The 21,783-nt window shown below is 64.5% G+C and carries 20 protein-coding genes and 1 tRNA gene; 18 read left to right on the top strand and 3 right to left on the bottom strand.

The features are described from left to right. Positions 1–84 precede the first annotated feature (84 nt). The 5 genes from AC3A6P_RS28495 (at position 85) to AC3A6P_RS28475 (ending at position 6,698) form a co-directional block, all read left to right on the top strand. Positions 85–3,501, top strand: coding sequence for an ATP-binding protein (locus AC3A6P_RS28495; protein WP_487695633.1), 3,417 nt, complete (start codon positions 85–87; stop codon positions 3,499–3,501). Between the two features lie 118 nt (positions 3,502–3,619). After that, positions 3,620–5,017, top strand: a complete 1,398-nt coding sequence (locus AC3A6P_RS28490; RefSeq protein ID WP_487695632.1) for an FAD-binding oxidoreductase — start codon at positions 3,620–3,622, stop codon at positions 5,015–5,017. Positions 5,018–5,136: 119 nt separating this feature from the next. Beyond that, positions 5,137–5,210 (top strand) — tRNA-Met (locus AC3A6P_RS28485). 705 nt (positions 5,211–5,915) lie between these two features. After that, positions 5,916–6,173 carry a transposase gene (locus tag AC3A6P_RS28480; RefSeq protein WP_487695631.1) on the top strand — a complete coding sequence of 86 codons (258 nt, stop codon included), beginning with the start codon at positions 5,916–5,918 and terminating at the stop codon, positions 6,171–6,173. A gap of 120 nt (positions 6,174–6,293) precedes the next feature. Further along, on the top strand, positions 6,294–6,698 hold the full coding sequence (locus tag AC3A6P_RS28475) for a hypothetical protein (protein WP_487695630.1): 405 nt from the start codon (positions 6,294–6,296) through the stop codon (positions 6,696–6,698). A gap of 60 nt (positions 6,699–6,758) precedes the next feature. On the opposite strand, the gene AC3A6P_RS28470 is transcribed toward AC3A6P_RS28475, so the two are convergent. Next, complete coding sequence (locus AC3A6P_RS28470; protein WP_487695628.1) at positions 6,759–8,474, bottom strand: phytoene desaturase family protein; 1,716 nt, start codon at positions 8,472–8,474, stop codon at positions 6,759–6,761. Between the two features lie 197 nt (positions 8,475–8,671). Between AC3A6P_RS28470 and AC3A6P_RS28465 the strand changes: the two genes are divergently transcribed. Together AC3A6P_RS28465 and AC3A6P_RS28460 are read left to right on the top strand one after the other, a co-directional pair. After that, complete coding sequence (locus AC3A6P_RS28465) at positions 8,672–9,205, top strand: TetR/AcrR family transcriptional regulator (protein ID WP_487695626.1); 534 nt, start codon at positions 8,672–8,674, stop codon at positions 9,203–9,205. Positions 9,206–9,329: 124 nt separating this feature from the next. Then, positions 9,330–10,163, top strand: a complete 834-nt coding sequence (locus AC3A6P_RS28460) for a shikimate dehydrogenase family protein (protein WP_487695624.1) — start codon at positions 9,330–9,332, stop codon at positions 10,161–10,163. A 37-nt stretch (positions 10,164–10,200) separates the two neighbouring features. Here AC3A6P_RS28460 and AC3A6P_RS28455 read toward each other — a convergent pair whose 3' ends face one another. Together AC3A6P_RS28455 and eda are read right to left on the bottom strand one after the other, a co-directional pair. After that, positions 10,201–10,752 (bottom strand): P-loop nucleotide/nucleoside kinase family protein, encoded by a 552-nt coding sequence (locus tag AC3A6P_RS28455; protein WP_487695623.1) that lies wholly within the window; start codon positions 10,750–10,752, stop codon positions 10,201–10,203. Then, positions 10,749–11,396 (bottom strand): bifunctional 4-hydroxy-2-oxoglutarate aldolase/2-dehydro-3-deoxy-phosphogluconate aldolase, encoded by a 648-nt coding sequence (eda, locus tag AC3A6P_RS28450; protein ID WP_487695621.1) that lies wholly within the window; start codon positions 11,394–11,396, stop codon positions 10,749–10,751. The genes AC3A6P_RS28455 and eda overlap by 4 nt, the downstream gene beginning before the upstream one ends. 166 nt (positions 11,397–11,562) lie before the next feature. Between eda and AC3A6P_RS28445 the strand changes: the two genes are divergently transcribed. From AC3A6P_RS28445 to AC3A6P_RS28395, 11 genes are all read left to right on the top strand, one after another. Beyond that, the gene (locus AC3A6P_RS28445; RefSeq protein WP_487695620.1) at positions 11,563–12,543 is read left to right on the top strand and encodes a Gfo/Idh/MocA family protein; all 981 of its coding nucleotides are present in this window, start codon (positions 11,563–11,565) and stop codon (positions 12,541–12,543) included. Then, complete coding sequence (locus tag AC3A6P_RS28440) at positions 12,536–13,519, top strand: LacI family DNA-binding transcriptional regulator (RefSeq protein WP_487695618.1); 984 nt, start codon at positions 12,536–12,538, stop codon at positions 13,517–13,519. The genes AC3A6P_RS28445 and AC3A6P_RS28440 overlap by 8 nt, the downstream gene beginning before the upstream one ends. Then, positions 13,516–14,088: a VOC family protein gene (locus AC3A6P_RS28435; RefSeq protein WP_487695616.1), complete on the top strand. Its 573-nt coding sequence runs from the start codon at positions 13,516–13,518 to the stop codon at positions 14,086–14,088. Before AC3A6P_RS28440 ends, AC3A6P_RS28435 begins: the two co-directional genes overlap by 4 nt. Before the next feature lie 2 nt (positions 14,089–14,090). Beyond that, complete coding sequence (locus AC3A6P_RS28430) at positions 14,091–14,993, top strand: sugar phosphate isomerase/epimerase family protein (RefSeq protein WP_487695789.1); 903 nt, start codon at positions 14,091–14,093, stop codon at positions 14,991–14,993. Continuing rightward, positions 14,990–15,991: a Gfo/Idh/MocA family protein gene (locus AC3A6P_RS28425; RefSeq protein ID WP_487695615.1), complete on the top strand. Its 1,002-nt coding sequence runs from the start codon at positions 14,990–14,992 to the stop codon at positions 15,989–15,991. Before AC3A6P_RS28430 ends, AC3A6P_RS28425 begins: the two co-directional genes overlap by 4 nt. Before the next feature lie 192 nt (positions 15,992–16,183). Further along, positions 16,184–16,720 carry an MFS transporter gene (locus tag AC3A6P_RS28420; protein ID WP_487695613.1) on the top strand — a complete coding sequence of 179 codons (537 nt, stop codon included), beginning with the start codon at positions 16,184–16,186 and terminating at the stop codon, positions 16,718–16,720. Between the two features lie 277 nt (positions 16,721–16,997). Then, positions 16,998–17,675 (top strand): ABC transporter permease, encoded by a 678-nt coding sequence (locus AC3A6P_RS28415; protein ID WP_487695788.1) that lies wholly within the window; start codon positions 16,998–17,000, stop codon positions 17,673–17,675. A 33-nt stretch (positions 17,676–17,708) separates the two neighbouring features. Beyond that, complete coding sequence (locus AC3A6P_RS28410; protein WP_487695611.1) at positions 17,709–18,761, top strand: ABC transporter substrate-binding protein; 1,053 nt, start codon at positions 17,709–17,711, stop codon at positions 18,759–18,761. Then, the gene (locus tag AC3A6P_RS28405) at positions 18,755–19,558 is read left to right on the top strand and encodes an ABC transporter ATP-binding protein (protein WP_487695610.1); all 804 of its coding nucleotides are present in this window, start codon (positions 18,755–18,757) and stop codon (positions 19,556–19,558) included. The genes AC3A6P_RS28410 and AC3A6P_RS28405 overlap by 7 nt, the downstream gene beginning before the upstream one ends. Next, a complete protein-coding gene (locus AC3A6P_RS28400; RefSeq protein WP_487695608.1) occupies positions 19,551–20,513 on the top strand; it encodes a Gfo/Idh/MocA family protein in 963 nt (320 codons plus the stop codon). The genes AC3A6P_RS28405 and AC3A6P_RS28400 overlap by 8 nt, the downstream gene beginning before the upstream one ends. 38 nt (positions 20,514–20,551) lie before the next feature. After that, a complete protein-coding gene (locus tag AC3A6P_RS28395; protein ID WP_487695607.1) occupies positions 20,552–21,574 on the top strand; it encodes an LLM class flavin-dependent oxidoreductase in 1,023 nt (340 codons plus the stop codon). The last annotated feature ends 209 nt before the right edge of the window (positions 21,575–21,783 follow it).

Here is a 21,783-nt window from a genome sequence, read left to right as displayed (position 1 = left end):
CGTGTTTGTACGGCGACATTCCGTCGAATCCGTACAAACACGCGCGTTCGTGCGGGTCTTGACAGGCGTCTTTAGACTCCACCCGTGCACTATCGGTTGCTCGGTCCACTGCAGGTGGCGCACGCCGACAACCTCATCGACATCGGCTCGCCCAAACAACGCGCGGTGCTCGCTGTCCTGCTGATCGCCCAGGGCCGGGTGGTGTCCACCGATCGGCTCATCGATGCGGTCTGGGGTGACGACGCACCCGGCAGCGCGCTGGCCAGCCTGCAGGCCTATATCTCCAATCTGCGCAAGGCTTTGCGGATGGGGGAGGGGGCGGCCTCGCCGATCGTGCGGCAGGCACCCGGCTACTACCTCGACGCCGAACACACCGATCTGAGTGCCTTCGTCGACGGCTGCGCCGCCTCCCGCGCCGCCATCGAGGCCGGCGACTGGCGCACAGCACTGACCGCGGCCGACGAGGCCCTGGCGTTGTGGCGGGGCCCGCTGCTCGCCGACATGCGCGACCAGCCCTGGGTGCATGAGGAAGCCGGCCGCGTCGAGGACCTGCGCGCCGAATGCCAGGAACACCGCGTGACGGCACTGCTGGCGCTCGGGCGGGTCCCCGATGCGGCAACCCAGGCCGCCCAGTTGCGGGCGGCGGACCCGTTTCGTGACCGCGGTGCCTGGCTGCAGATGCTCGCGCTCTACCGCTCCGGGCGCACCGCGGAGGCGCTGGACGTCTTCGGTTCGCACGCACAGCTTCTCGACGACGAGCTTGGGCTGGAGCCCGGGCCCGAGTTGCGGGAGCTGCAGACTTCGATCCTGCGGCAAGCTCCCGAACTGGCGGCCTGGCCGCGGTCCCCGGAGTGGACCGGCGCAGGCAGCGTCCCGGCCCCAGCCCTGTCGTCTACCCCCGCACCCGAGGTGCCGGCGTCCGGGCTGATCGGTCGTACCCGCGAATTGGCCGCAGTGACACGGTTGCTCGACGACATGACCGGGGGAGCCACCCGCTGGCTGGTGCTCACCGGACCCCCGGGAATCGGCAAGACCCGCCTGGCCGAAGAAGCGGCCGCCCGTGGCGGTCGCCGTGGCGCCGACGTGGTGTGGGTCGGCTGCCCGGACGAGCGCGGAACTCCGGCGTGGTGGCCGATGCGCCAGTTGGTGCGGGCATTGGGCGCCGACGCCGACCAGGTGCTGCAGGTGCCCGCGGAGGTCGACTCCGATACCGCGCGGTTTCACGTCTACGAACGTATTCAGACTCTGCTGGAACGGGTTTCGCGATCACAGCCTCTGGTGGTGGTGATCGACGACGCGCAGTGGGCCGACCCCACCTCGGCGAGTTGCCTGGCCTATGTGGCCGGCGCGCTGCGTGATCACCCGATCCTGGTGGTCGTGACGGTCCGCGATGTCGACCACGGTCCTGAACTGTCCCGCTTCCTGGCGACGGCGGCCCGCGGCGACGGTAACCGGCATCTGGAAGTGCCTGCGCTGGACCGCGATGAGGTTAAAGCACTGGCGAACCAGGTGGCCGAGGACAGTCTGACCGACTCCGAGACGGCGGTGCTGGCCGACCGGACCGGCGGCAACCCGTTCTTCGTCTCCGAATACGCCCGGCTGCCCCGCGCCGAACGTGCGGGCACCGAGATCCCCGGCGCCATTCGCTCCGTGCTCGATCGCCGCCTTGCCGGTCTGGATCCCGCTGTGCTGCAAGTACTCCGGGCTGCCGCCGTGATCGGTGACGTGGTCGAATTCGCGGTTCTGGCTGCGACCACCCGGCTGGACTTCGACACCCTGGCCGACTACCTCGACGACGCCGCCGACGAGCGGATCGTGGTGCCCGCCCATGACGGTGAGGGCTACGCTTTCGCCCACGGATTGCTGCGCACCCAGCTGCTGGCGGACCTCCCCGCACTGCGCCGCCAGCGCCTGCACGCCAAGGTGGCCGAAGTGCTCGCCCACGGCGTCGTCGACGATGCGTTGACCCGCCGAGCCCAGCATCTGGTGGCCGCCTTGCCGCTCGTCGAGCCGGCTCAGGTGGTGCAGGCGTGCCGGCTTGCGGCGGAACAGGCAACGCAGCGTTGGAGTTCGGAGACCGCCGCCCGCTGGTGGCAGGCCGCCCTCGACGCCTATGACCTGCTGCCGGCGGCAGAGCGCAGCGACGCCGAGCGCGACGCGTTGACCGTGGCGATGCTGGGTGCGCTGGCGCGGGCCGGACGCGGGCAGACGGTACTCGAGACGGTGCAGCGGCACATCCTGGAAGCGTTGCGCACCGGCCGCACCGCCACCGCCGGGCGGCTGGCCAGCGCGCTGCTGCGGGTCAGCGGTGGCTGGCCGTGGCTGGCTCCCGGCGTGGATCCCGGTCCGCTGCTGGCGGTGCTCAATCAGGCGGCCGAGCTGGCAGCCGGTGATCCGGCGGCCGAGGCCCGGATTCGGGCCGCGCTGGCCGTCGGGCATTGTTATCACCCGGATGCCTCGGTGGCCGCGGCCCATTTGGCGCGTTCCCGGGAACTCGCCGACGCCACCGGTGACGCCGAGATCCTTGCCGACGCCCTGATGGGTTCGCTGATCACCTACTCCGGCGTGGCACCGCTGAGCGCCCAGACACTCGAATGGGTCGAACAACTGATAACTCTGCAACACAGGGGAATTCGTGAGGACACCGTGATCGCGCACTCGGTGGCGACCATGGCCGCCATCAACCTCGGCGACATCGACGGGGCGGTGGAGCATCTGCGGGCCGGTATCGACGGTAGCGAGGAATTGCAGCTGCCGGTGCTGCGCGCCCAGCTTCGGTGGACAGAGGCGGTGATCGCACTGTGGCGCGGCGATTTCGCCGAAACCGAACGCCACCACACCATTGCGGCGTCGGTGCATGAACAGACAGAACTCTACGAAGCCGGCAGCGGGATGCTGGCGGCGGCTTCACTGATCCGGGAGAGGGGCCGCATCCCCGAGACCGGGCTGCTGTCGCGGGACGTGCCGGACACCGGCGGTGAGGACATGGTGGCGGTGGTCCGGGTGGCGCTGGAGACAGTACGCGACGGTGACCCAGCCGTCGCCGAAGACCTTTTGCACCACGGTCTTTCCGGGACCCACACCCACAACTGGATGTCGCTGGGCAACTACGTGCTGCTGGCGCACCTGTGTGCTGACCACGAGATGACCGACTACGCGCGGGCTTTGCTCGAGGTGCTCGGATCGTTCCGCGACCGGATCGCGGTGATCGGTCAGGTGGGTCTGGCCGGCACCGTCGCCTACGCCACGGCGCGCCTGCACAACCTGCTCGGTGATGTGGGCGCCGCCCAGAGGGATCTGGCGACGGCGGTGGGTATCGCGGAACGGACCGGCGGAGCACCCACCCTGTTACGGTGCCGACTGCTGGAGCTCGAGATGGACGACGACGCCGAGGTGAGCGTGCGGGCGCGTGCGTTGGAGCGTGACGCGCGCCGGCTCGGCATGCTGGGTCTGGCCGACGAGGCGCGGCAGCTGGCGGAGACCACGGCAGCAGCCGGCTGACCAGCGCTGATCTGCTTGGAAACCGGGCGCCCGCAGCCGCCAAGTTTTCGCCAAGAGAAGGCCAAGGGCGGTGCGTGAGGTTTGTCTCACTGAACCACCCTGCTCGAAAGGATCCAGCATGACCGTCACCGACCTGACTGGTGAGCAACTCGACGACCAGACCGTGGCCGCGCTGCGCGCCCGCATCGCCGGCAGCGTTGCGCTGCCCCACGACGCCGGCTATCAGCGCGTCACCCCGTGGAACGTGGCGGTGCCGATCCGTCCCGCGGCTGCGGTGTTCGCGGCCAACGCCCAGGATGTCGCCGAGGCAGTGCAGTTCGCCGCCGCACGAGGGCTCACGGTTGCCGTGCAGTCGACCGGGCATGGCGCGCTGCCCATCGGGCCCACGACGCTGCTGGTACACACCGGCGATCTGTCCGGCTGTCATGTCGATGCCCTCAACCGCACCGCCTATGTGGGGGCCGGCGTGAAGTGGCAGCAGGTGCTCGACGCCGCCACCCCGTACGGGCTGGCCCCGGCGTGCGGATCCGCGCCCGGTGTCGGTGTGGTGGGGTTCCTGACCGGCGGTGGTATCGGACCACTGGTGCGCAGCATCGGACTGTCCTCCGATCACGTGCGCGGGTTCGAGCTGGTGACCGGTAGCGGCGAAATCCTCTGGGTGACACCACAACAGCACGCGGAGATCTTCTGGGGTCTGCGCGGCAGCAAGGCTACACTCGGCATCGTCACCGCCGTCGAGATCGACCTGTTGCCGATCGCCGAGTTCTACGGCGGCGCCTTGTTCTTCGACGGCGCCGACGCTGCGGCGGTGCTGCACGCCTGGCAGGGCTGGTGCTTGTCGCTGCCGGAAAGCGTCACGACGTCGGTTGCGCTGCAGCAACTTCCACCTCTGCCGGAGGTGCCGGCGCCGCTGGCCGGGAAGTTCACCCTGGCGGTACGGGTCGTCGCCCTCGGTGATGTGGCCGAGGCCGAGCGACTGCTGGCGCCCATGCGGGCGGTGGCCACGCCGCTGATCGATGCGGTGACGGTGATGCCGTACGCGGCCATCGGGGCGGTGCACGCCGATCCGCCCAATCCGATGCCGGTGCACGAGGATCACGCGCTGCTGCGGGAGCTGACACCCGAGACGGTGGACGCGTTGCTGGCCGTCGCGGGACCGGATTCCGGGTCGGTGCAGGCGATCGTCGAGGTGCGCCAGCTCGGGGGCGTGATGGCCCGTCCCGCGCCGCACCGCAGCGCGTTCTGCCATCGTGATGCCGGTTTTGCGCTCGCCACCATCGGTGCGCTGGCCCCGGAGATCGCCGATCTGGTGCCCGGCCACGCTGCCCGGGTCATCGAGGCTGTGGCGCCGTGGTCCACCGGCGGCGCTCTGCCGAACTTCGCGCCCGCCACCGACGCGGCCCGATTGGCCCGCTGCTACGACGAGGACACGCTGTACTGGCTGGCGGCCCTCGCTGAGCGCTATGACCCGGCCGGGGTCTTGCGCGTCGGCCAGGTGGCCCGCTACCCGCTGTAATCTCGGTCACTACGGACGCGCGGGTCAGTCGCATGGGCCTGCGCGTTCGCACGAAAAAAGGACTCTGACCATACGATTTGGAGCTCCGGGGCGAGATCAGTAACCTAGTGTTCACCCGACGCGGGGTGGAGCAGCTCGGTAGCTCGCTGGGCTCATAACCCAGAGGTCGCAGGTTCGAATCCTGTCCCCGCTACTAGGTAAAACGGCCCTCGGAGATCTCTCCGGGGGCCGTTTTCATGGGGTTTGTGAACGTTCGCAGTGCTAACGAACGCCGCCGGTAGAAATCGCCCGGGGTTAGCGTGCCGCGACGCAGAGTGTATTTCGCGTGATTTGTTCATTCAGGAATCTCCAGGGGTACGACGCGGGGTCCATCCTCGAAAGGCTCGCGTTCACTCTCGAACTCTGTCACCGGGCTTTGACCTAGGGTCTAGCCACCGCGACTGCGCTACACGCTGAGAGACGCTGGGGATCCGCGCGCAGACCCACAGATGTTCACTCACACTGTGCGGCGCGGGGCTCTAGAGGTGATCAAAGTTCAAAACCCAGACGCTCGGGTCGAGGATAACCTCGGCGCAGCGATGAGCGGGTTACACCTGACGGTTGGTAATACGGATGTCCTTCGGGTGTGGAGTGGAAGTCGTGGCCAGGTTCGCTTACCAACTAGTGAGCATGGTCGTGAGTTCTTAGAGCAGATGCCCAGTGATGCCCTGCTGTTTTGCCCGGATTGGCGAAGCGCCGGACGTAAAGGCCTGTCGCACAATCCTGCTCCGGGAGCACCACGGCGACGCGTTAAGTCAGCTGAGGCTGGTGACACCTCTTGGCATAGATAAGGGAGCAGTTGCAATCGACTGGCAGGACTCAAGGGTCTGCTGCACGAATAGGTGACATCTGAGTTGGCTTGCCCGGGGCGGGCGAGCCGGAAGGATCTAATTGTGCCCAGGCCCGACCCCGTGAGTTCCGGGACGATGTCGTCCGGGTCGCTCGCAACCGCGATAACGGTGTGACGATCGAGCAGATCGCCACTGATTTCGGTGTGCATCCGATGACCTTGCACAAGTGGATGCGCCAAGCCGATATCGACCAAGGCGCCAAGCCGGGCAAGAGCACCGGCGAGTCAGCTGAGCTGCGTGAGGCGCGGCGCGGATCAAGCTGTTAGAGCAGGAGAATGAAGTCCTGCGCCGGGTCACGGCGTATCTGTCACAGGCCAATCTGCCGGGAACGGGCTCTACCCGCTCGAAAGTGAGCTCGCCGCTGACGGGATCTCCGTCGCGGTGACGTGCCGGGTACTCAAGCTCGCTCGCCAGCCGTACTACCGCTGGCGGGCGACCCCATCACCGACGCCGAAATTATCGAGGCTTACCGCGCCAATGCCCTATTTGACGCCCACAATGACGACCCGGAGTTCGGCTACCGCCACCTGATCGACGAGGCCCGCGACGCCGGCGAGTCGATGGCCGAGCGCACCGCCTGGCGAATCTGCTCGCAGAATCGGTTGTGGAGCGTGTTCGGGAAGAAGCGCGGTAAGAACGGTAAGGTTGGCCCGCCCGTGCACGATGATCTTGTCGAGCGCGATTTCACCGCTGGCGGTCCAAATCGGGTGTGGCTCAGCGATATCACCGAGCATCGCACCGATGAAGGCAAGCGCTATCTCTGTGCGATCAAGGACGTGTTCTCCTACTAGATCGACTTCCGGATGAAGTCTCGGCTGGCCACCATAAGTCAGCGCGAAAAATGCGCGCGGTCAGGTGGCGTGCAGCGACCGGGTGGTGGTGAACGGGTCGAAGTCCTTGTCCCATATACGAAGAACTGAGGAGTCGGCGAGCGTGCCGCCGCAGCGAATCTCTTCTACCAGGTCACGTCCGAGGATGTTGCCTGCGGCGTGCACGCCGCTGAGCATTGATCCGACCGTGCCTGGGCCCCATGCGGTACTGGTGCCGACGGTGTACAACCCGTGGATGGGTGTCCTGTCGTTGGGGCGCAGTGGTCCGATCTGCGACAGTCGCAGTTGCAGTCCGAATGGAGCACCGCCGGTGTTGTTCACGAAGCGGGTTTGCGTTGCGGGAGTTCCCAACTCAGCGAGTTTGACCTTGTACGCCGAGCCTGGGAATGCCTGTTCCATGCGTTCCAGCATTCCGTCGAGGACGATCTTCTTCACTTCGTTGTAGGTGCGGTCATTGCGATACTCACCGGAGGCGACATCGTATCCGCTGTATCCCCACAGCATTGGGCTGGCGGGGGTGATCGTCTGGACCTCGATGGTGGCGTGGCCCGGCGGGGCCGCTCGATGGTTCGAGGGATCCCGTCGCGACGACGATTGTACGAACATGGGCTGGCGCTGTGCCATGTCGCGGGCCCACTGATCACCGGAGGTGTAGCCATGGCCGTTCATCACGGTGTGACTGAAGCGGGCCAACGACCGGTATGAATTGGCGTCCGTCCATCCGGGGATCGCGAAGTAGTTGCTGTTGGGAGTGTCGGAGAGATCGATCTCGACTCCGAAGAAGCCGTTGATCAATGGCTGGGACATCTTCCAGTGGATCACCCGCTGCCTGAGGATGCGTGGAAGATGTTGCAGACCAACGAGATCCTCGTAGGTCTTGATGATGTCGGCGTCCGACACCACCACGGGAGCCTGGATCAGTTCGCCGTCGCTCAGGCGCACGGCGCTCACGCGTCGGTCGGACACGACGATCTCGGCGACCTCGCTGTTGGTGCGGATCGTCCCGCTGTGGGCGGTCACTACTGCGGCGAAGCCTGCGGCGAGCATCTGTCCGCCGCCCTTCGGGTAGTACGAACCCGTGCCCACGTAATCCTGGAAGAACGCCGCCATCGCCGCGGTGGGCAACACCGTCGGACTGCACGCGAGGGCGCCGCACTGCACCGACAGGGCAAGCGCCATGCGCGGTGAGGCTCCGCAGGCTGCGAGGGTCGCCGTGTAAGGAATGGCCATGAACGGTGCCGCTCGGCCGGCGCGGCCGGCCCACCGTGCCAGACCGGCGGTGGTGTGTATGTCGTTGCGGTCGTGCGCTTCGCCGATTCGACGGAGTATGCCGTGGAATCGGCGTACCGCTTTGTGCTCGCCCGGGAAGGCATGGAGCAGGTTGCTCAGGTAGGCGTCCCACCCGACAGGTGTCGCTAACTCGAAGCCGGGGGCGATGATGCGGTCGAACCCTCCGCTGTCCATGGGTAGCCACTCGATGCGGTCGTCGATGCCGATGCCGATGCCGCGCATCATCGCCTCGACGATCCCGCCGGGCCCGCAGTGGCTGACGTAGTGCACGCCGCAGTCGAACTCCCATTGGCCGCGCCGGGCGAAGACGTGCGAGGAGCCGCCCAGTGTGGTGTAGCGCTCCAGGAGCAAGACCTTCTGTCCTGCGGCGGCTAGGTATGCCGCTGCCGACAGCCCTCCCAGACCCGCTCCGACCACGACCGCGTCCCACTGTGCCCGTGGCGTCATGGGTGACCTTCCGTGTAGGGCAACTGCGCGCCCGCCCGCAACTACACCGATCGGTCTAGCGTCGAGAGGACTGTAATATACCGTTCGTTCTAGTGGCAAGTGATGACGCCGGTTCTTGCCGCTGTGGGAGGTAGTCAGAATCGGGGGAAGGCCTCGCGGTGAGCGCTCGAGACAGATTGGTGTACACCGTTATTGATTTGATTCGGCGCCACGGTGTGGCGGGAACTGGGGTAGCCGAGATCCTCAAGCAGGGTCATGTGTCCCGCCGGTCCATCTACCTGAACTTCCCGGATGGCAAGTCAGGTTTGGTCGCCGAAGCCACCCGGGTTGCCAGTGATTTCATCGACGGACAGATCGCCACGTACGTGGAATTGCCGACGCCCCAGGATGCGCTGGCTGCCTTCATCGCCGAGTGGAAGAGTGTCGTTGCCGGCAGCGATTTCACCGCTGGCTGCCCCGTCGCTGCGGCGGGATTGTCGCGTTCCTCGTCCCCGGCAGTCGCCGACCTCGCGGGTGAGGCCTTTACCAGGTGGCAGACCACACTGAGCGTGTCGCTTCTCGGCCACGGCCTCGACGAGGCAACGGCGCTGACCCTGTCGAACACGATCCTGGCGGCGGTGGAGGGCGCTGTGCTCATGTCGGTGGCTCAGAAATCCGTCACCGCGCTCGACGACGTCGGAGCGCACCTGGCAGTACTCATCGACCATCACCTCGATGCGGCGGCACAGTAACCAATGGGCGACCGGGGAAGCGGCGCGTTCCAAAAGTGACATTCGATAGGTTCGCCTGCCGGTACGCTCGTCGCGGTGTCGTGTTCACCGCCTACCTGGCTGAGAGCGGAAAAAGTTCTGCATCGTGATCTCGGGTAAAACGCCGTTGATTGCTCACCTCGGTTTTCCGACGGAGACATTCAAATCGCCGATGATCTACAACCCGTTCTTCGAGAAGGCCGGCATTGATGCGGTGGTGGTTGCGATGGGCGTGCGGGCCGTTGACTTCCCAAGTTTCCTGCGAGAGTTGACCAAGCTCACCAATATTCGTGGTGCGTTGGTGACGATGCCGCACAAGAGGATGGCGATCGAGCTCGCCGACGAGGTGAGCCCGACGGCTCGGATCGCGGGCGCGGCCAACGTCTTGCGGAAGCGCGAGGGCGAAAGTCTGGTCGCCGACCTGTTCGACGGTGAGGGCTTCGTGAGAGGTGTTCCCCGCAAGGGCCGTGAACTTGCACAGACTAGTGCCTTGATCATCGGTGCAGGCGGAGTCGGGTCAGCGATAGCGGCGTCACTGGCGGCGGCGGGCGTGACGGGGATGGGCCTGGTCGATGCGATGGATGGTGCGGCCGAGTCTCTCGGCGGTCGAGTGTCTGAACACTATCCCGAGCTCGCCGTGCGCACGGGGTCAGCCGATCCGACTGGTTACGACCTCGTCGTGAATGCCACACCGCTTGGTATGAACGACGGCGATCCGCTGCCGATCGACATGAGCCTGCTCGCCTCGACTACCTTCGTCGGCGAGGTGGTGATGAAGTCGGAGGTGACACCGTTTCTGCGGGCCGCTCGGGAACGCGGCTGTGAGACTCAGGTGGGTGTGGACATGTTGTTCGAACAGGTGCCGGCGAACTTAGAGTTTCTCGGTTTCGGTACGGCTACACCGGATGAAGTGCGTGAGGTCGCGCAGATCGAGTATTAGTCGGACGCAGAGTCTTTGGCGTACGGAGCGGTGTCGCTCACGGCGTTGGTTCAGACCCGACGTCGTCGTTCGAAAACTCCGTCAGACGCACGTCGATCCATGAGCACGGGCGCGCACCGTGCTCGGCCCAGTACTCATCCCAGTGGGCAAGCTTCCAGCGATCCCGTTCCAGGCCACGCTCGCGCAGGCGGTGTTGCAGCGTTGTGGGTGAGACACGAACACGGACCACTTCGACGTCGACGGGCGGCCAGTCGAACCGACGCGCGGACTCGCGGATGAAGTCGGGGTCATCGAGGTACGGACTGAACGGTGCGTCGAGGACCACCGATCGACCGATGCGGAGGTTGTCGCCGGCGACATCGAGGAGTGAGTCGTACTCGAGGGGCAGTATGTGTGTGCGGTAGAAGGGGTTCGACTCTCGATCGCCCGGGTCGTAGCCGGCTGCTACCAACGCAGCTTCGACGAAGCGGGCGCTCATCGCGTCCTTGTCGAGGTAGACCGCCCGGTGCCGGACGGCGAGGCGCTGTGCGACCGTCGACTTGCCGGAACCGGCGCTACCTATGACGGCGATCAGCCTCGGTTGACTCACCGGCGCGCGTCTCGTACGGCGGCGAGGAAGTCGCGGGCCGCCGTGGTCACCCGGGTGTAGTCGCCGTCGGGTTGCCAGGCCTTGGTGACCGCGCTACCGACGCCGACGCCGACGACTCCCGCGGCGAACCACTCCGCGACGTTCCCCACGGTGACTCCGCCAGCGGGCATGATCGGTAGGTGCGAGAAAGGTGCGAGCACAGCCTTGGTGTAGGGAATGCCCGCGCCCTCGGTCGGGAACAGCTTGAGAATGTCTGCCCCAGCCTCGGCGGATTCCAGCAGTTCCGTCGGGGTGAACGCCCCACTGATCGTCGGAACCTGGTATCGGTTTGCGACGCGGATCATCTCGCGGTTGAGCTGCGGGCTGACCAGGAACTTCGCCCCGGCCCGGATGCACTCGTAGGCTGCGTGCCCGTCTAGGACGGTTCCCGCGCCCACCGCGACCTGCTCTGAGTCGTACTGGTGGGCCAGTCGGCGGATGAGATCGACCGCTCCAGGAACGGACAGCGTGATCTCCAGCGCGCGGAAGCCGCCTTCGACCGCGGCATGCGCGACGCGCTCGGCGGTGTCGGCATCGGGTAGCCGGACGATGAGGACTGCGCCGGATTCATCGATTGTCCGCAGTGTCTCGAGCTTGGCAGGCATGTGAACCCCTCAGTTCGAAGATGTGATTGACAACACTCTCTCACTCTCGTAGCTTGAAATGCAACCGGTCGCAGCAACCGGTCTCATTTTGGAACGGAGCGATCATGTGCCCACTCAAAGAGCAGCTCAAGGGCACTTTCCGCGTCCCCGGTCGGCTGGTGTCGTGGTGAGTCGCGCACGGGCCGTCGTCTTCGGAGCTTCGCACTGGCACGTTCCGCTGTATGCCGCAGCGATCGCCGCGGTGCACACCGTCGTTGGGGTCTGCGACGACGACCCCAACCGGGTGCGTGAGTTAGCTGAGCTGTGGGGTTGTCCCGTCGACACCGACTGGCGGCAATTGCTCGACATACCGCACGTAGAACTCGCGTATGTCTTCAGCCCGCACGACCAGATGGCCGAGATTTGCCTAGCGCTGATCGCACGCGGCATTCCGTTTGTGGTCGAGAAGCCGCTCGGCACTTCGCTGGGCGAGCTGCAGGAGGTGAGGCGCGCCGCTGAGGAAGCGCGGGTCCCGGCCACGGTGCCGTTGATCCAGCGTGGTGGTCCGGTGGACAACTGGCTCGCCAAAGCTGGGCGACCGATTTACCAGCGACTCTCGTTCATCGCCGGGCCGCCGGAGCGCTACGACCGCAATGGCAATTCGTGGATGCGTGACCCTGAGAGGGCCGGCGGCGGTTGCCTTGCAAACCTGGGCCCGCACTTCGCCGACCTCTTTCTTCAGCGCACTGGCAATACGACCGCCACTGTCAGCGCGACGCTGTCGTCGGCCATGCACGTGGGGGAAGTAGAAGATCACGCGACTCTGGTGTTGACGACGCCGGACGGCCGGGAGGCCATCGTCGAGGTGGGGTACGCGTTCCCGCACTCGAAGCTCCAGCGCTATTGCAGCTATTCCTCCGCGGGCGATGCGGGATTCGCTGCCGTCGAATCCGATGGCTCGGCCTCGTACACGGCACTCGATGGTCGTACGTCGCGCACCGTTTTCGACGTGGATAGTGACCCGTTGTACGACCCGTTCGTGAGAAAGGTCGCGCGCACACTGCGCGAAGGGTTTCGCGGATTGCCGTCCTTGGGCGAACTCGAGGATGTCATGCGAATCATCTGGCATGTCTACGAGACCGAGCGAGAAGGATTACGCCATGGCTAATCACAGCATCGACGCCGTCGCCAAAGCGGCCGGTGTGCACCGTTCGACGGTGTCGCGCGCCTTCTCGCGACCAGAAGCAGTCAAGGCCGAGACCCGGGACCATATTCTGCGTGTCGCGCAGGAAATCGGCTACACGATGAATCCCCTCGCCCAGGCATTGAGTCGGAAGACGAGCACCTTCGTTCCGCTGATCGTGCCCAACGTCACCAACCCCTTCTTCGCTGAACTCGCCGATGCAATGACGCAGGCTGCGGGCGACCGTGGCTACCAGCTGGTGCTCTGTGTCACCAACGGCGATGCTGGGCAGACCGCCGGCTATCTGACTGCGATGCAAGCGCTGTACGCGCCGTTCGGCATCGTCGCGCCGTCGACGCGCGTAGACCTCGACGCGCTGGGTAGCTTCGACTTCGGGCAGCGCGTGGTCGTCATCGACCGGGTGGACGAGCACGCGACCGTGCCGAGCGTTACCGTCGACAACCGTCGCGGCATTGAACTCGCGTTCGAGCATCTGCGCGACCTAGGCCACCTGCGGATCGGTTACGTCTCAGGGATATCCGGTTCGCACACAGCCCACGAACGCATGGATGCCTATCGCGACCTGGCCGGCGGTGACCCGGTGGTTCTCGACGGCGGCGCCGATACCGAAGCGGGGGAGCGAGCGGGAGCACAATTCGTCGCCATGACCAACCGGCCCACCGCGATCATCGCTGCGAACGACATGACCGCTTTCGGAGTGATCTCTGCCCTCGCCGCTCGAGGTCTGCGGGTCCCTGAGGATGTTTCGGTTATTGGTTTCGACGGGCTAAGCCTGGGCGGGCGTTTCAACCCCGGGTTGACCACGATCCGGCAGCCGATCGCCGACATGGGCAGTATTGCAATGGATCTGGCTGAGAAGGCAGCAGGCGGATCGGTCGAGCATGTCGTACTGACACCGGAGCTGCTGGTGCGGGCTTCTACGGCAGGGCTGCACGCATGACATCGCATACCGCCGGGCAGCTGCCCCGCGTCCCTGGCCTCCAGTACGCCGATCACGCTGCATTCACCGTTCCCGACCTCGACGAGGCCGTCCGGTTCTTCGTCGAAGCGCTGGGTGCCCAAGAGTTGTACCGCTCGACCCGCGGGCCCGACCCCGTTTTCATGCCAGAGAACTTTGACGTACCGCAGGATGCGGCTTTGACTCTGGCGATGCTGCGGATGCCGCCGAACCTGAACGTGGAGTTGTTCCAGTGGAACAGCTCCGACCGCCGCGCCGAGCACCCCCGGCACAGTGACGCTGGCGGACACCACCTCTGCTTCGTGGTCGACGACGTGGACGCGGCACTGCGCGTCCTTGCCACCATTCCCGGCGTGCGCCTGCTCGGCGACCGCAAGGAGGTGGGCGGCGACAGCCCACGCGTCGCAGGCAATCGGTGGAGCTACTTCCTCACGCCGTGGGGACTGCTGATGGAGCTCGTCGACCGCTCCAGGATCGCCGACCCGCCAGCTCTGGTCGGTCCCCCTGACTGGCTCCGGGCTGCCAATGACACCACCAGGAAGGACCAGTGACCATGCGTCTCGCAGGCCATACCCTCGGAACCCCGGAACGGACAGTCCCGGAGGCGCTCGCGCTCTTCGCGGCCGCCGGGCTCGACGCCGCTGAGGTGATCTATCAGGACGACTATCGCTCGGGACTGCCCCTGAAAGACCGGCGCGCAGCCGAGGAGGCCCGGCGGGCGGCCGATGACACGGGGATCCCCATCATCGGATTGACGCCGTACACCACGGGAATCAACGCTGTCGAGGACGGCCCCTGGCGGACGGCGATCGACGAGTTCCGCGGTGCAATCGAGATCGCCCAGCTCGTGGGCGCCGACCGACTCCGGGTGTATGCGGGGTCGTGGCATCCGGGCGACCACAACCACGCAGCACATTGGGACCGGCTCGTTGAGGCGCTCCGCACGCTGGCGCCCGAGGCGTCAGCGGCGGGGGTACGCCTCTGCGTCGAAAACCATTTCGGGACAATGACGCAATCGGCGGCCCAGACGGCGCGACTGGTGCGCGAGGTGGACCACGATGCGGTACGGGTTCTCTATGACCAGGCCAACCTGACGTTCGCCCACGACGAGCCCTACGACGAAGCGCTGCGTATTCAGGGAGATCTGGTCGGTCACGTGCACGTCAAGGATCTCGTCTTCACCGACCCCGACGCGCCGTTCCGCGCCACTGAGACTGCGCGGGTGTCGGCCTCCGAGCGAGCGGTGCGCTCGCGCGTCATCGGCGACGGCGTGGTGCCCTGGGCGGATATCCTGTCGGCTCTGGCTGCCCTCGGCTATGACGACGTTCTTTCCCTCGAATACGAATATCGTTGGCACCCAGATGATTTACCTGATCCAAGCATCGGCTTCCCGCGAGCTGCGCTAACGCTGCGCGGCATTCTCTCTCCCAAGGCCGTTGCGGAGGGTGCGCGATGAACGCGCCGGCAAAGACGCGGGTCGGAGTCATCGGCGCGGGCAACATCGCCACCATCGCGCAGCTGCCGACTCTGGTCAAACGGGATGACGTCGAGTTGGCTGCTCTTGTCTCGCGCCGCTCGGACCCCGGGCCGTTGATGCGCCGCTGGGGTTTTGGCGCAGGGTATACGACGGTCGAGCAGATGCTCGCGGCCGAGGACCTGGACGCGGTGTTCGTGTTGACCCCGCGCTCGGAGCACGCCCACGCTGTCGAGGCCTGCTTGCGCCGCGATGTCGACGTTTTCTGCGAAAAGCCGCTCGCGCCGTCCGTCGACGAGGCGCAGCGCCTGGCTGACCTCGCCGACGAACGAGGCCGCATCCTGATGGTCGACTTCAATCGTCGCTTCGCGCCCGTCTACGTGGCTGGGCGAGAAGTTTTCGGTGCGATGGGAGCCACGTTCTGCATCGCTCAGAAGAACCGGCCCGGGTCGGAGTACCGGGCTACGTTCGAGAACGCCATCCATATGGTCGACTTGCTGCGCTGGTACTGCGGCGGCGAAGCCGTCGGGGTGACCGCGCACGCCGCGGGCGACGATCCATGGGAGGAAGACGGCACCGCAGCCATGGTCCGCTTCGACTCTGGCGCTACCGGTGTGTTGATGGCAGCGCGCACCGCCGGTGCGTGGAGCGAGAAGCTCGACGCCTATGGCTCTGGGCGCTCCGCCGAAGTGCGTGCGCCAGAGTCTGTCTCGATCACCGTCGACGGCAGGACCACCAGCCGCGAACTCAGCGCGGAGGCGTTCGGCTGGGCCACTGCCACCGAGACCCTCGGCTTCGCCGAAGCCGTGTACCACTTCCTCGATCGGATCGTCGACCGACAGCCGCCGTTGACGTCTGCGCGCGACGCGATTGCGACGCAGCGGCTGCTCGACCAAATCCTAGAAGCCGCGGGGCTTCCGACACGAGAACAACCTGGCCGCCATTGGGCGAGTCATGCAACAAATGCGGTCCAACGATGAGCGCTGACCGCAGCCTCGTCGAATAGTCATCGGCCCATCATCAGTCGCCCCGAAGGAGGTCATCGGGACCAAGCCTGACACGTCACGTCAGATCTGGTGAAACACCCTGCATGAAACTTGATTTGGCATGCCCGCAGTCAGCTGCCCGCGAAGAGTGCTCGACCGCCCAACACCCGTTAGTGAGGATAGCTCATGATCAGCTCTGAAGATGCCGTCGGCGCTTCGAATAGCTCGAGTTCCCCCAAGACGCCCGAACACACACGACGCCCCGTCAACATGCTCGCCGGCACAGTCGGCCACTTCGTGGAGTGGTACGACTGGTACATCTACGGCCTTCTGGCAGCGGTGTTCTCGTCTCAGATCTTCCCCAGCGACTCGGCGTTCGCATCCCTGATGGCAGCCCTTCTGACCTACGCGATCGGTTTCGTCGTTCGTCCACTGAGCGGAATCATCATCTCCCCGCTCGCCGACCGCTTCGGCCGACGGTTTGTCTTGACGCTGTGCGTCTCCGGCATGGCGGTCGGCTCTCTGATCATCGCCCTCACACCGCCTTTGGTTATCGTCGCTATCTGCCTGGTCGTCTACACCACACTCCCGGAGACCGGCAACCGCGGTGACCGCGGCACCGTAGCGCCTGCCGACACCGAAGTTCTCGAGGGCGAGCACCTGCTCTTGAGCAGATCGCCGGCCAACAGCGAGCCGACGCGATCACCGCAGGTGTTCGCTTGAGTGCGAATACCTCTGGCAGAACAAGACTTACCGGGTCCTTTAGAGGATTCCGGCGCGGGGCGTCGATCTTGTGATCGATGCTGCGCACTGCAATACAGACGACCTCAACGACCGGAGACTCACGATGAGCGCCAGAACTACTATCGCTGCCAAAGCGCCCGACGCCCGAACCGCTACAGCGCCGCCACGGCCGAGCGGTCGAACATCTGTAGCGACCCGTGTAGGACTTCCCGCCGCTGCTTTCGCGGTTTCGGTTGCCCTGTGGCATCTGGTCGTGATGCTCTTCGACATACCGCAGTACATTCTCCCGTCCCCGGTGCAGGTTTTCGATCGGTTCTTCGCGCAACTGCCGCTGCTGTGGGATAACGCTCTCGTGACCGGATCTGAGGTGCTGGCAGGTTTCTTACTTGCCGCGGTGGTCAGCGTGCCACTTGCGTACCTGATTGCCTCGGTGCGCATGGTCGAGATCGCTCTCTACCCTTTGATTGTCGTACTGCAGACCATCCCCAAGATCGCGGTTGCGCCGCTTTTCATAGTGTGGTTCGGGGTCGGAATGCTGCCCAAGATCCTGCTGACGTTCCTGCTGTGTTTCTTCCCTATTTTGGTCGATACGCTCACGGGTTTCAAAGCGCTCGATCCACGGCTTCTCTACATCACGCGCTCCATGGGAGCCTCGCGCACGCAGACCTTTAGATGTGTGCGATTGCCAGCAGCGATGCCGTTCATTTTTTCCGGCCTGAAGGTGGCCGTCGTACTTGCTGTGACCGGGGCTGTGGTCGCGGAGTTCGTCGGCTCAAACTCGGGTTTGGGTTTCCTCTTGCTGCGCGCATCCGCCAACCTCGACACCCCGCTCATTTTCGCAGTCCTGGTGGTCCTGAGCATCTTAGGCCTGGTGTTCGCGTACGCAGTCGAGTTCGCCGAACGCATGGTCACACCCTGGCAGCACACGCACTAACTTCAATTCACCTGTCCAACAAGGAGGATGGCAATGTCCAAGAACGGTCCGAGGAACAGCAAAACCGCATTCGTCGCCGCATTGCTGGGCGTCGCTGGATTGACCGCAGCGGGATGTGCAAGCAGCGACACCGCCCCGGCGACCGGCGCAGAGTCCGGTGACACCGAACTGACGCCTGTAACGCTGACCTTGAATTACCTTGCGGGAGGACCAAACGCTGGATTCATGGTCGCCGCCGAGAAGGGTTACTACCGCGACGCTGGCCTAGAGGTGACGATTCAGGAAGGGCAGGGGTCCGCTTCGACGGCAGCGCTTGTGGCCGCGGGCAACTCGCAGTTCGGCTATACCGACGCCCCGTCCGCGATGGCGGTCGCCTCGCAGGACGGCGATCTCTCCATCATCGGACCTATTCTTCAAACAAACGGATTCTCAGTGATGTCGCTGGCCGAGGCCAACATCACGGATGCGTCAGCCTTGGCCGGCAAGACCGTGGCCCTGCAGCCGGGGACGGCACAGGCCAGCCTTTTCGATGCGGTCCTGGCCGCCAATGAGGTGCCACAGTCGGAGGTGACAATCACCAATATTGATCCCTCTGCGCTGGTGGGTTCGCTTATCCAAGGCAACGTTGACGCCATCACCGCCGGCGCCGACAGCCAGGGCGTCCAGTTGCGCCAGCAGGGAGCAGACATCAACGAGCTGATGTACCGCGACATCGGAGTCGGCACCGTTGGTCTATCGATGGTCACCCAAGGGGCCTACGCAGAACAGAACCCAGACACGGTCCGCAAGTTCGTCGAGGCGTCACTGAAGGGCTGGGATGATGCACGGAACAACGTCGACGAGGCGGCCGAGATCGTGTCTGAGCGGTTTCCCGCTGGCGCGGTCAAAGACTCAATAGTTGCTCAGCTCGAGGTCGATAAGACGCTTCTGTGTTCGGAAGGATCGCCAGGCTTAGGCGAGGTGACCAAAGCTCACTGGGACAAGACTTATGAACTCCTGGTCGAGCATCTGAACTTGCCCACGACCCACCCTATTGAGCACTACTACACAAACGAGTATCTACCGGAGGAGCTTCCGTCATGCTGACAGTAGACAGCGGCGCCGGAACCAGGGGCGTGTCGATCATTGGTCAAGCAGTATCCAAACAGTTCTCAACGAAGGAAGGTGTGAACACCGCGCTACAACCGACCGATTTCGAAATCGCGCCAGGGGAGTTCGTCAGCGTCGTCGGTCCGTCTGGGTGCGGCAAAAGCACCCTAATGCTGATGGTTGCCGGCCTGCTCGACCCAACGTCTGGGTCGGTCCTGATAAACGGAGAGCCGCTTAACGACGCGCTCACTGACGTCGGGATCGTCTTCCAAGACGATCTGCTGCTCGACTTTCGGACGGCCCGCGACAACATCCTGCTGCAGGGCAAGATCCGCAAACTTCCCCGTGCAGAACAGGAGCAGCGGACCGACGAATTAATGCGACAGCTGGGCATTGACCACGCCCAGAACCGTTACCCGAATCAACTGTCAGGCGGAATGCGACAACGGGTTTCGATCGCACGTGCGTTGGTGCACGACCCATCCGTTTTGTTGATGGACGAACCGTTCGGCGCTCTGGACGCTCTGACCCGTACTCAGATGAGAGTGGACCTCGAGGCGCTCTGGATGGAGCGACCGAAAAGTGTTCTCTTCATCACGCACTCAGTCGAGGAAGCTGTCGGGCTATCGGACCGGGTAGTTGTCATGGGACCGTCACCTGGTCGAATCGTCGAGTCATTCGACATCGACATTCCGCGCCCGCGTCCAGTCCGAGTGGGAGATGAGGCTGCGTTCGCCTCCTACTCGACCCGAATCTACGACATCTTCAAAAAGCTCGGCGTATTGCATGACTGACCCCGCGTCGGTGCGGCTCGGGTTGGTTGGCGCGGGTGCCATTGGCCAGTTGGCTCACCTGCCGGTTCTGACTGGCGAGCCAGGTGTCACTATCGCCGGGCTGGTCACGGAGAACATGGATCACACCGAAGCTAACGTTCGGCGCTGGCCAATCGAGCATGCGTACGAATCCCTTGATGACATGATTCGCCTTGCGCGACTTCATGCCGTACTGGTTTTGACCCCCAAGCATGTTCACCGCGAATACGTTGAGCAAGCGTTAGCCGCCGGACTCGACGTTTATTGCGAGAAGCCGATGGCAACCACGCTTCACGACGCTCGGGCCATGTTGGCGGCCGCTGACCGGTCCGATGGCCTGTTCATGGTGGGTCTGAACCGCCGCTATAGCGAGGTGTACCGGCTTGCCCGTGCGCAGTTTGTAGCGTCGCCACCGCGCTTCATCGTTGGGCAGAAGCATCGAGCCGAGTCCGAGTATCGGGCCACGCTTGAAAACGGCATCCACATGCTGGACCTTTTGCGCTGGTTCTGTGGTGAAGCAGAAGACGTGCAGGCACACTCCTGGGCCCCGGACCCCTACCGCGAAGACGGAGTGTCTGCATTGATCCGCTTCGACACCGGCGCCACCGCATTGTTCTCAGCAGTCCGGTGTGCCGGAGAGTGGGACGAGCGCTTGGAGATCTACGGGGACGCAACGACTGTTCGGGTCATAGCACCCGATTCAGTGACCACCATTCGCAATCACGCCGCCTCGACCGTCACGATGCGAAGCCGTGCCGCCGGCTTTGTCGACATTACCCGCAGCGCGGGCTTTGCGGACTGCCTACAGCACTTCCTGGACTGCATCCGCACACGACGTGCACCGCTCACCGACGGCCGGGAGGCCTACCGCTCTCAAGAACTCATGGAGCAGGTGCTGGCGGCTGCCGGACTGCCCACGAAGGATCAATCCGCCTGACTCGCATTGAAAGCTGTTTTTACAACGAAAGGGAAACAATGACCGCCACACTCAAGGTTGGCATCTACCTGCCCAGCTTCGGCTATTCCACCAACGATGGATTCGATCACGCAGAACGCCTGCGGCAGTGGTGTATTCGTGCTGAGGAACTCGGCTTTGACTCCATCTGGGTTACCGACCATATGCTCCGCGCGCGAAACATGTATGCCTATACCTGGATTGAACCGATGACGACCATGGCCTTCGCCGCGGCTGTCACGAAGAGCATCCCGTTAGGCACCGGGGTGCTGCTTCTTCCGCTGCGCCACCCAGTTCTGCTGGCCAAAACGATCGCCAGCATTCAGCAGATGTCAAACAATCGATTCATCCTCGGTGCCGGCACAGGGTGGTACCCGCCGGAGATGTTCTCGATGGGCACCAAGCCCAAGGAGCGGGGAGCCCGCACCGACGAGGTCCTCGACATATGCCGCAGGCTCCTCTCCGGTGAAGAGCTCACTTACCAGGGCAAATTTTACGAACTATCGCAAGTGTTGATCGAGCCGTCGCCTGCTCCGTTGCCGGTCTGGGTAGGCGGTGGTAGCCAGGTGACTGGTGAGCAATCGGTCGAGAAACCGGTTCTTCACCCAAATGTCAAGCGTCGGATTGTCGCGGCCGACGGATGGTTCTCCCGCCCTAGCGCACAACCTGAACAGGTGGCAGACGACTGGCGACTGGTGCACGCGGCTCTGGAGGAAGCCGGTCGCAACCCCGACGACATGATCATCGCGCATGGCCAGTGGCTGCATCTGACTGAAGAAGACAGCCCAGTGGCCGCGCGGCGGATCCAGCACGAGATGGCGGCGGAGGTGCTTGGCGATGGTCGCGACACCGAGCACTTGGAACGGTCCTACATGTTCGGAACTTTGGACGAGGTGGTGGCACAGTGCCAGGCGCGTGTGGACGTCGGGGTCGAGCATCTCATCATTCACCCCTACACCGACGACCCCGACCAACTCGAGCTTTGGGGCAAAGAGCTGTTGCCCGTCCTTAAGACCATGAAAGTGCAGCGCCCGAAGCTGTGATCTCGGGCCTTCAACATGTAGACCACCGCTGTTTTGCCACGGAAGGTCTACCGGTTGTGGAGCAGCCCGGCTGGGCATGGGCCCGCAGCGCGCAGAAGTGGATGGGGTTTTGATGAGATCCGGCCCGTACAACACTTTCCTGCCGAGTCCGGCCTTTCCTACCCGTGAGTCCGAGGCTGCGAGGCCCAGTTCAGCGGCGATGCGCCGGG

The sequence above is a fragment of the Mycobacterium sp. Soil_C_30 genome, assembly GCF_057656995.1.
This window is presented reverse-complemented; position numbering and strand designations above follow the sequence as displayed.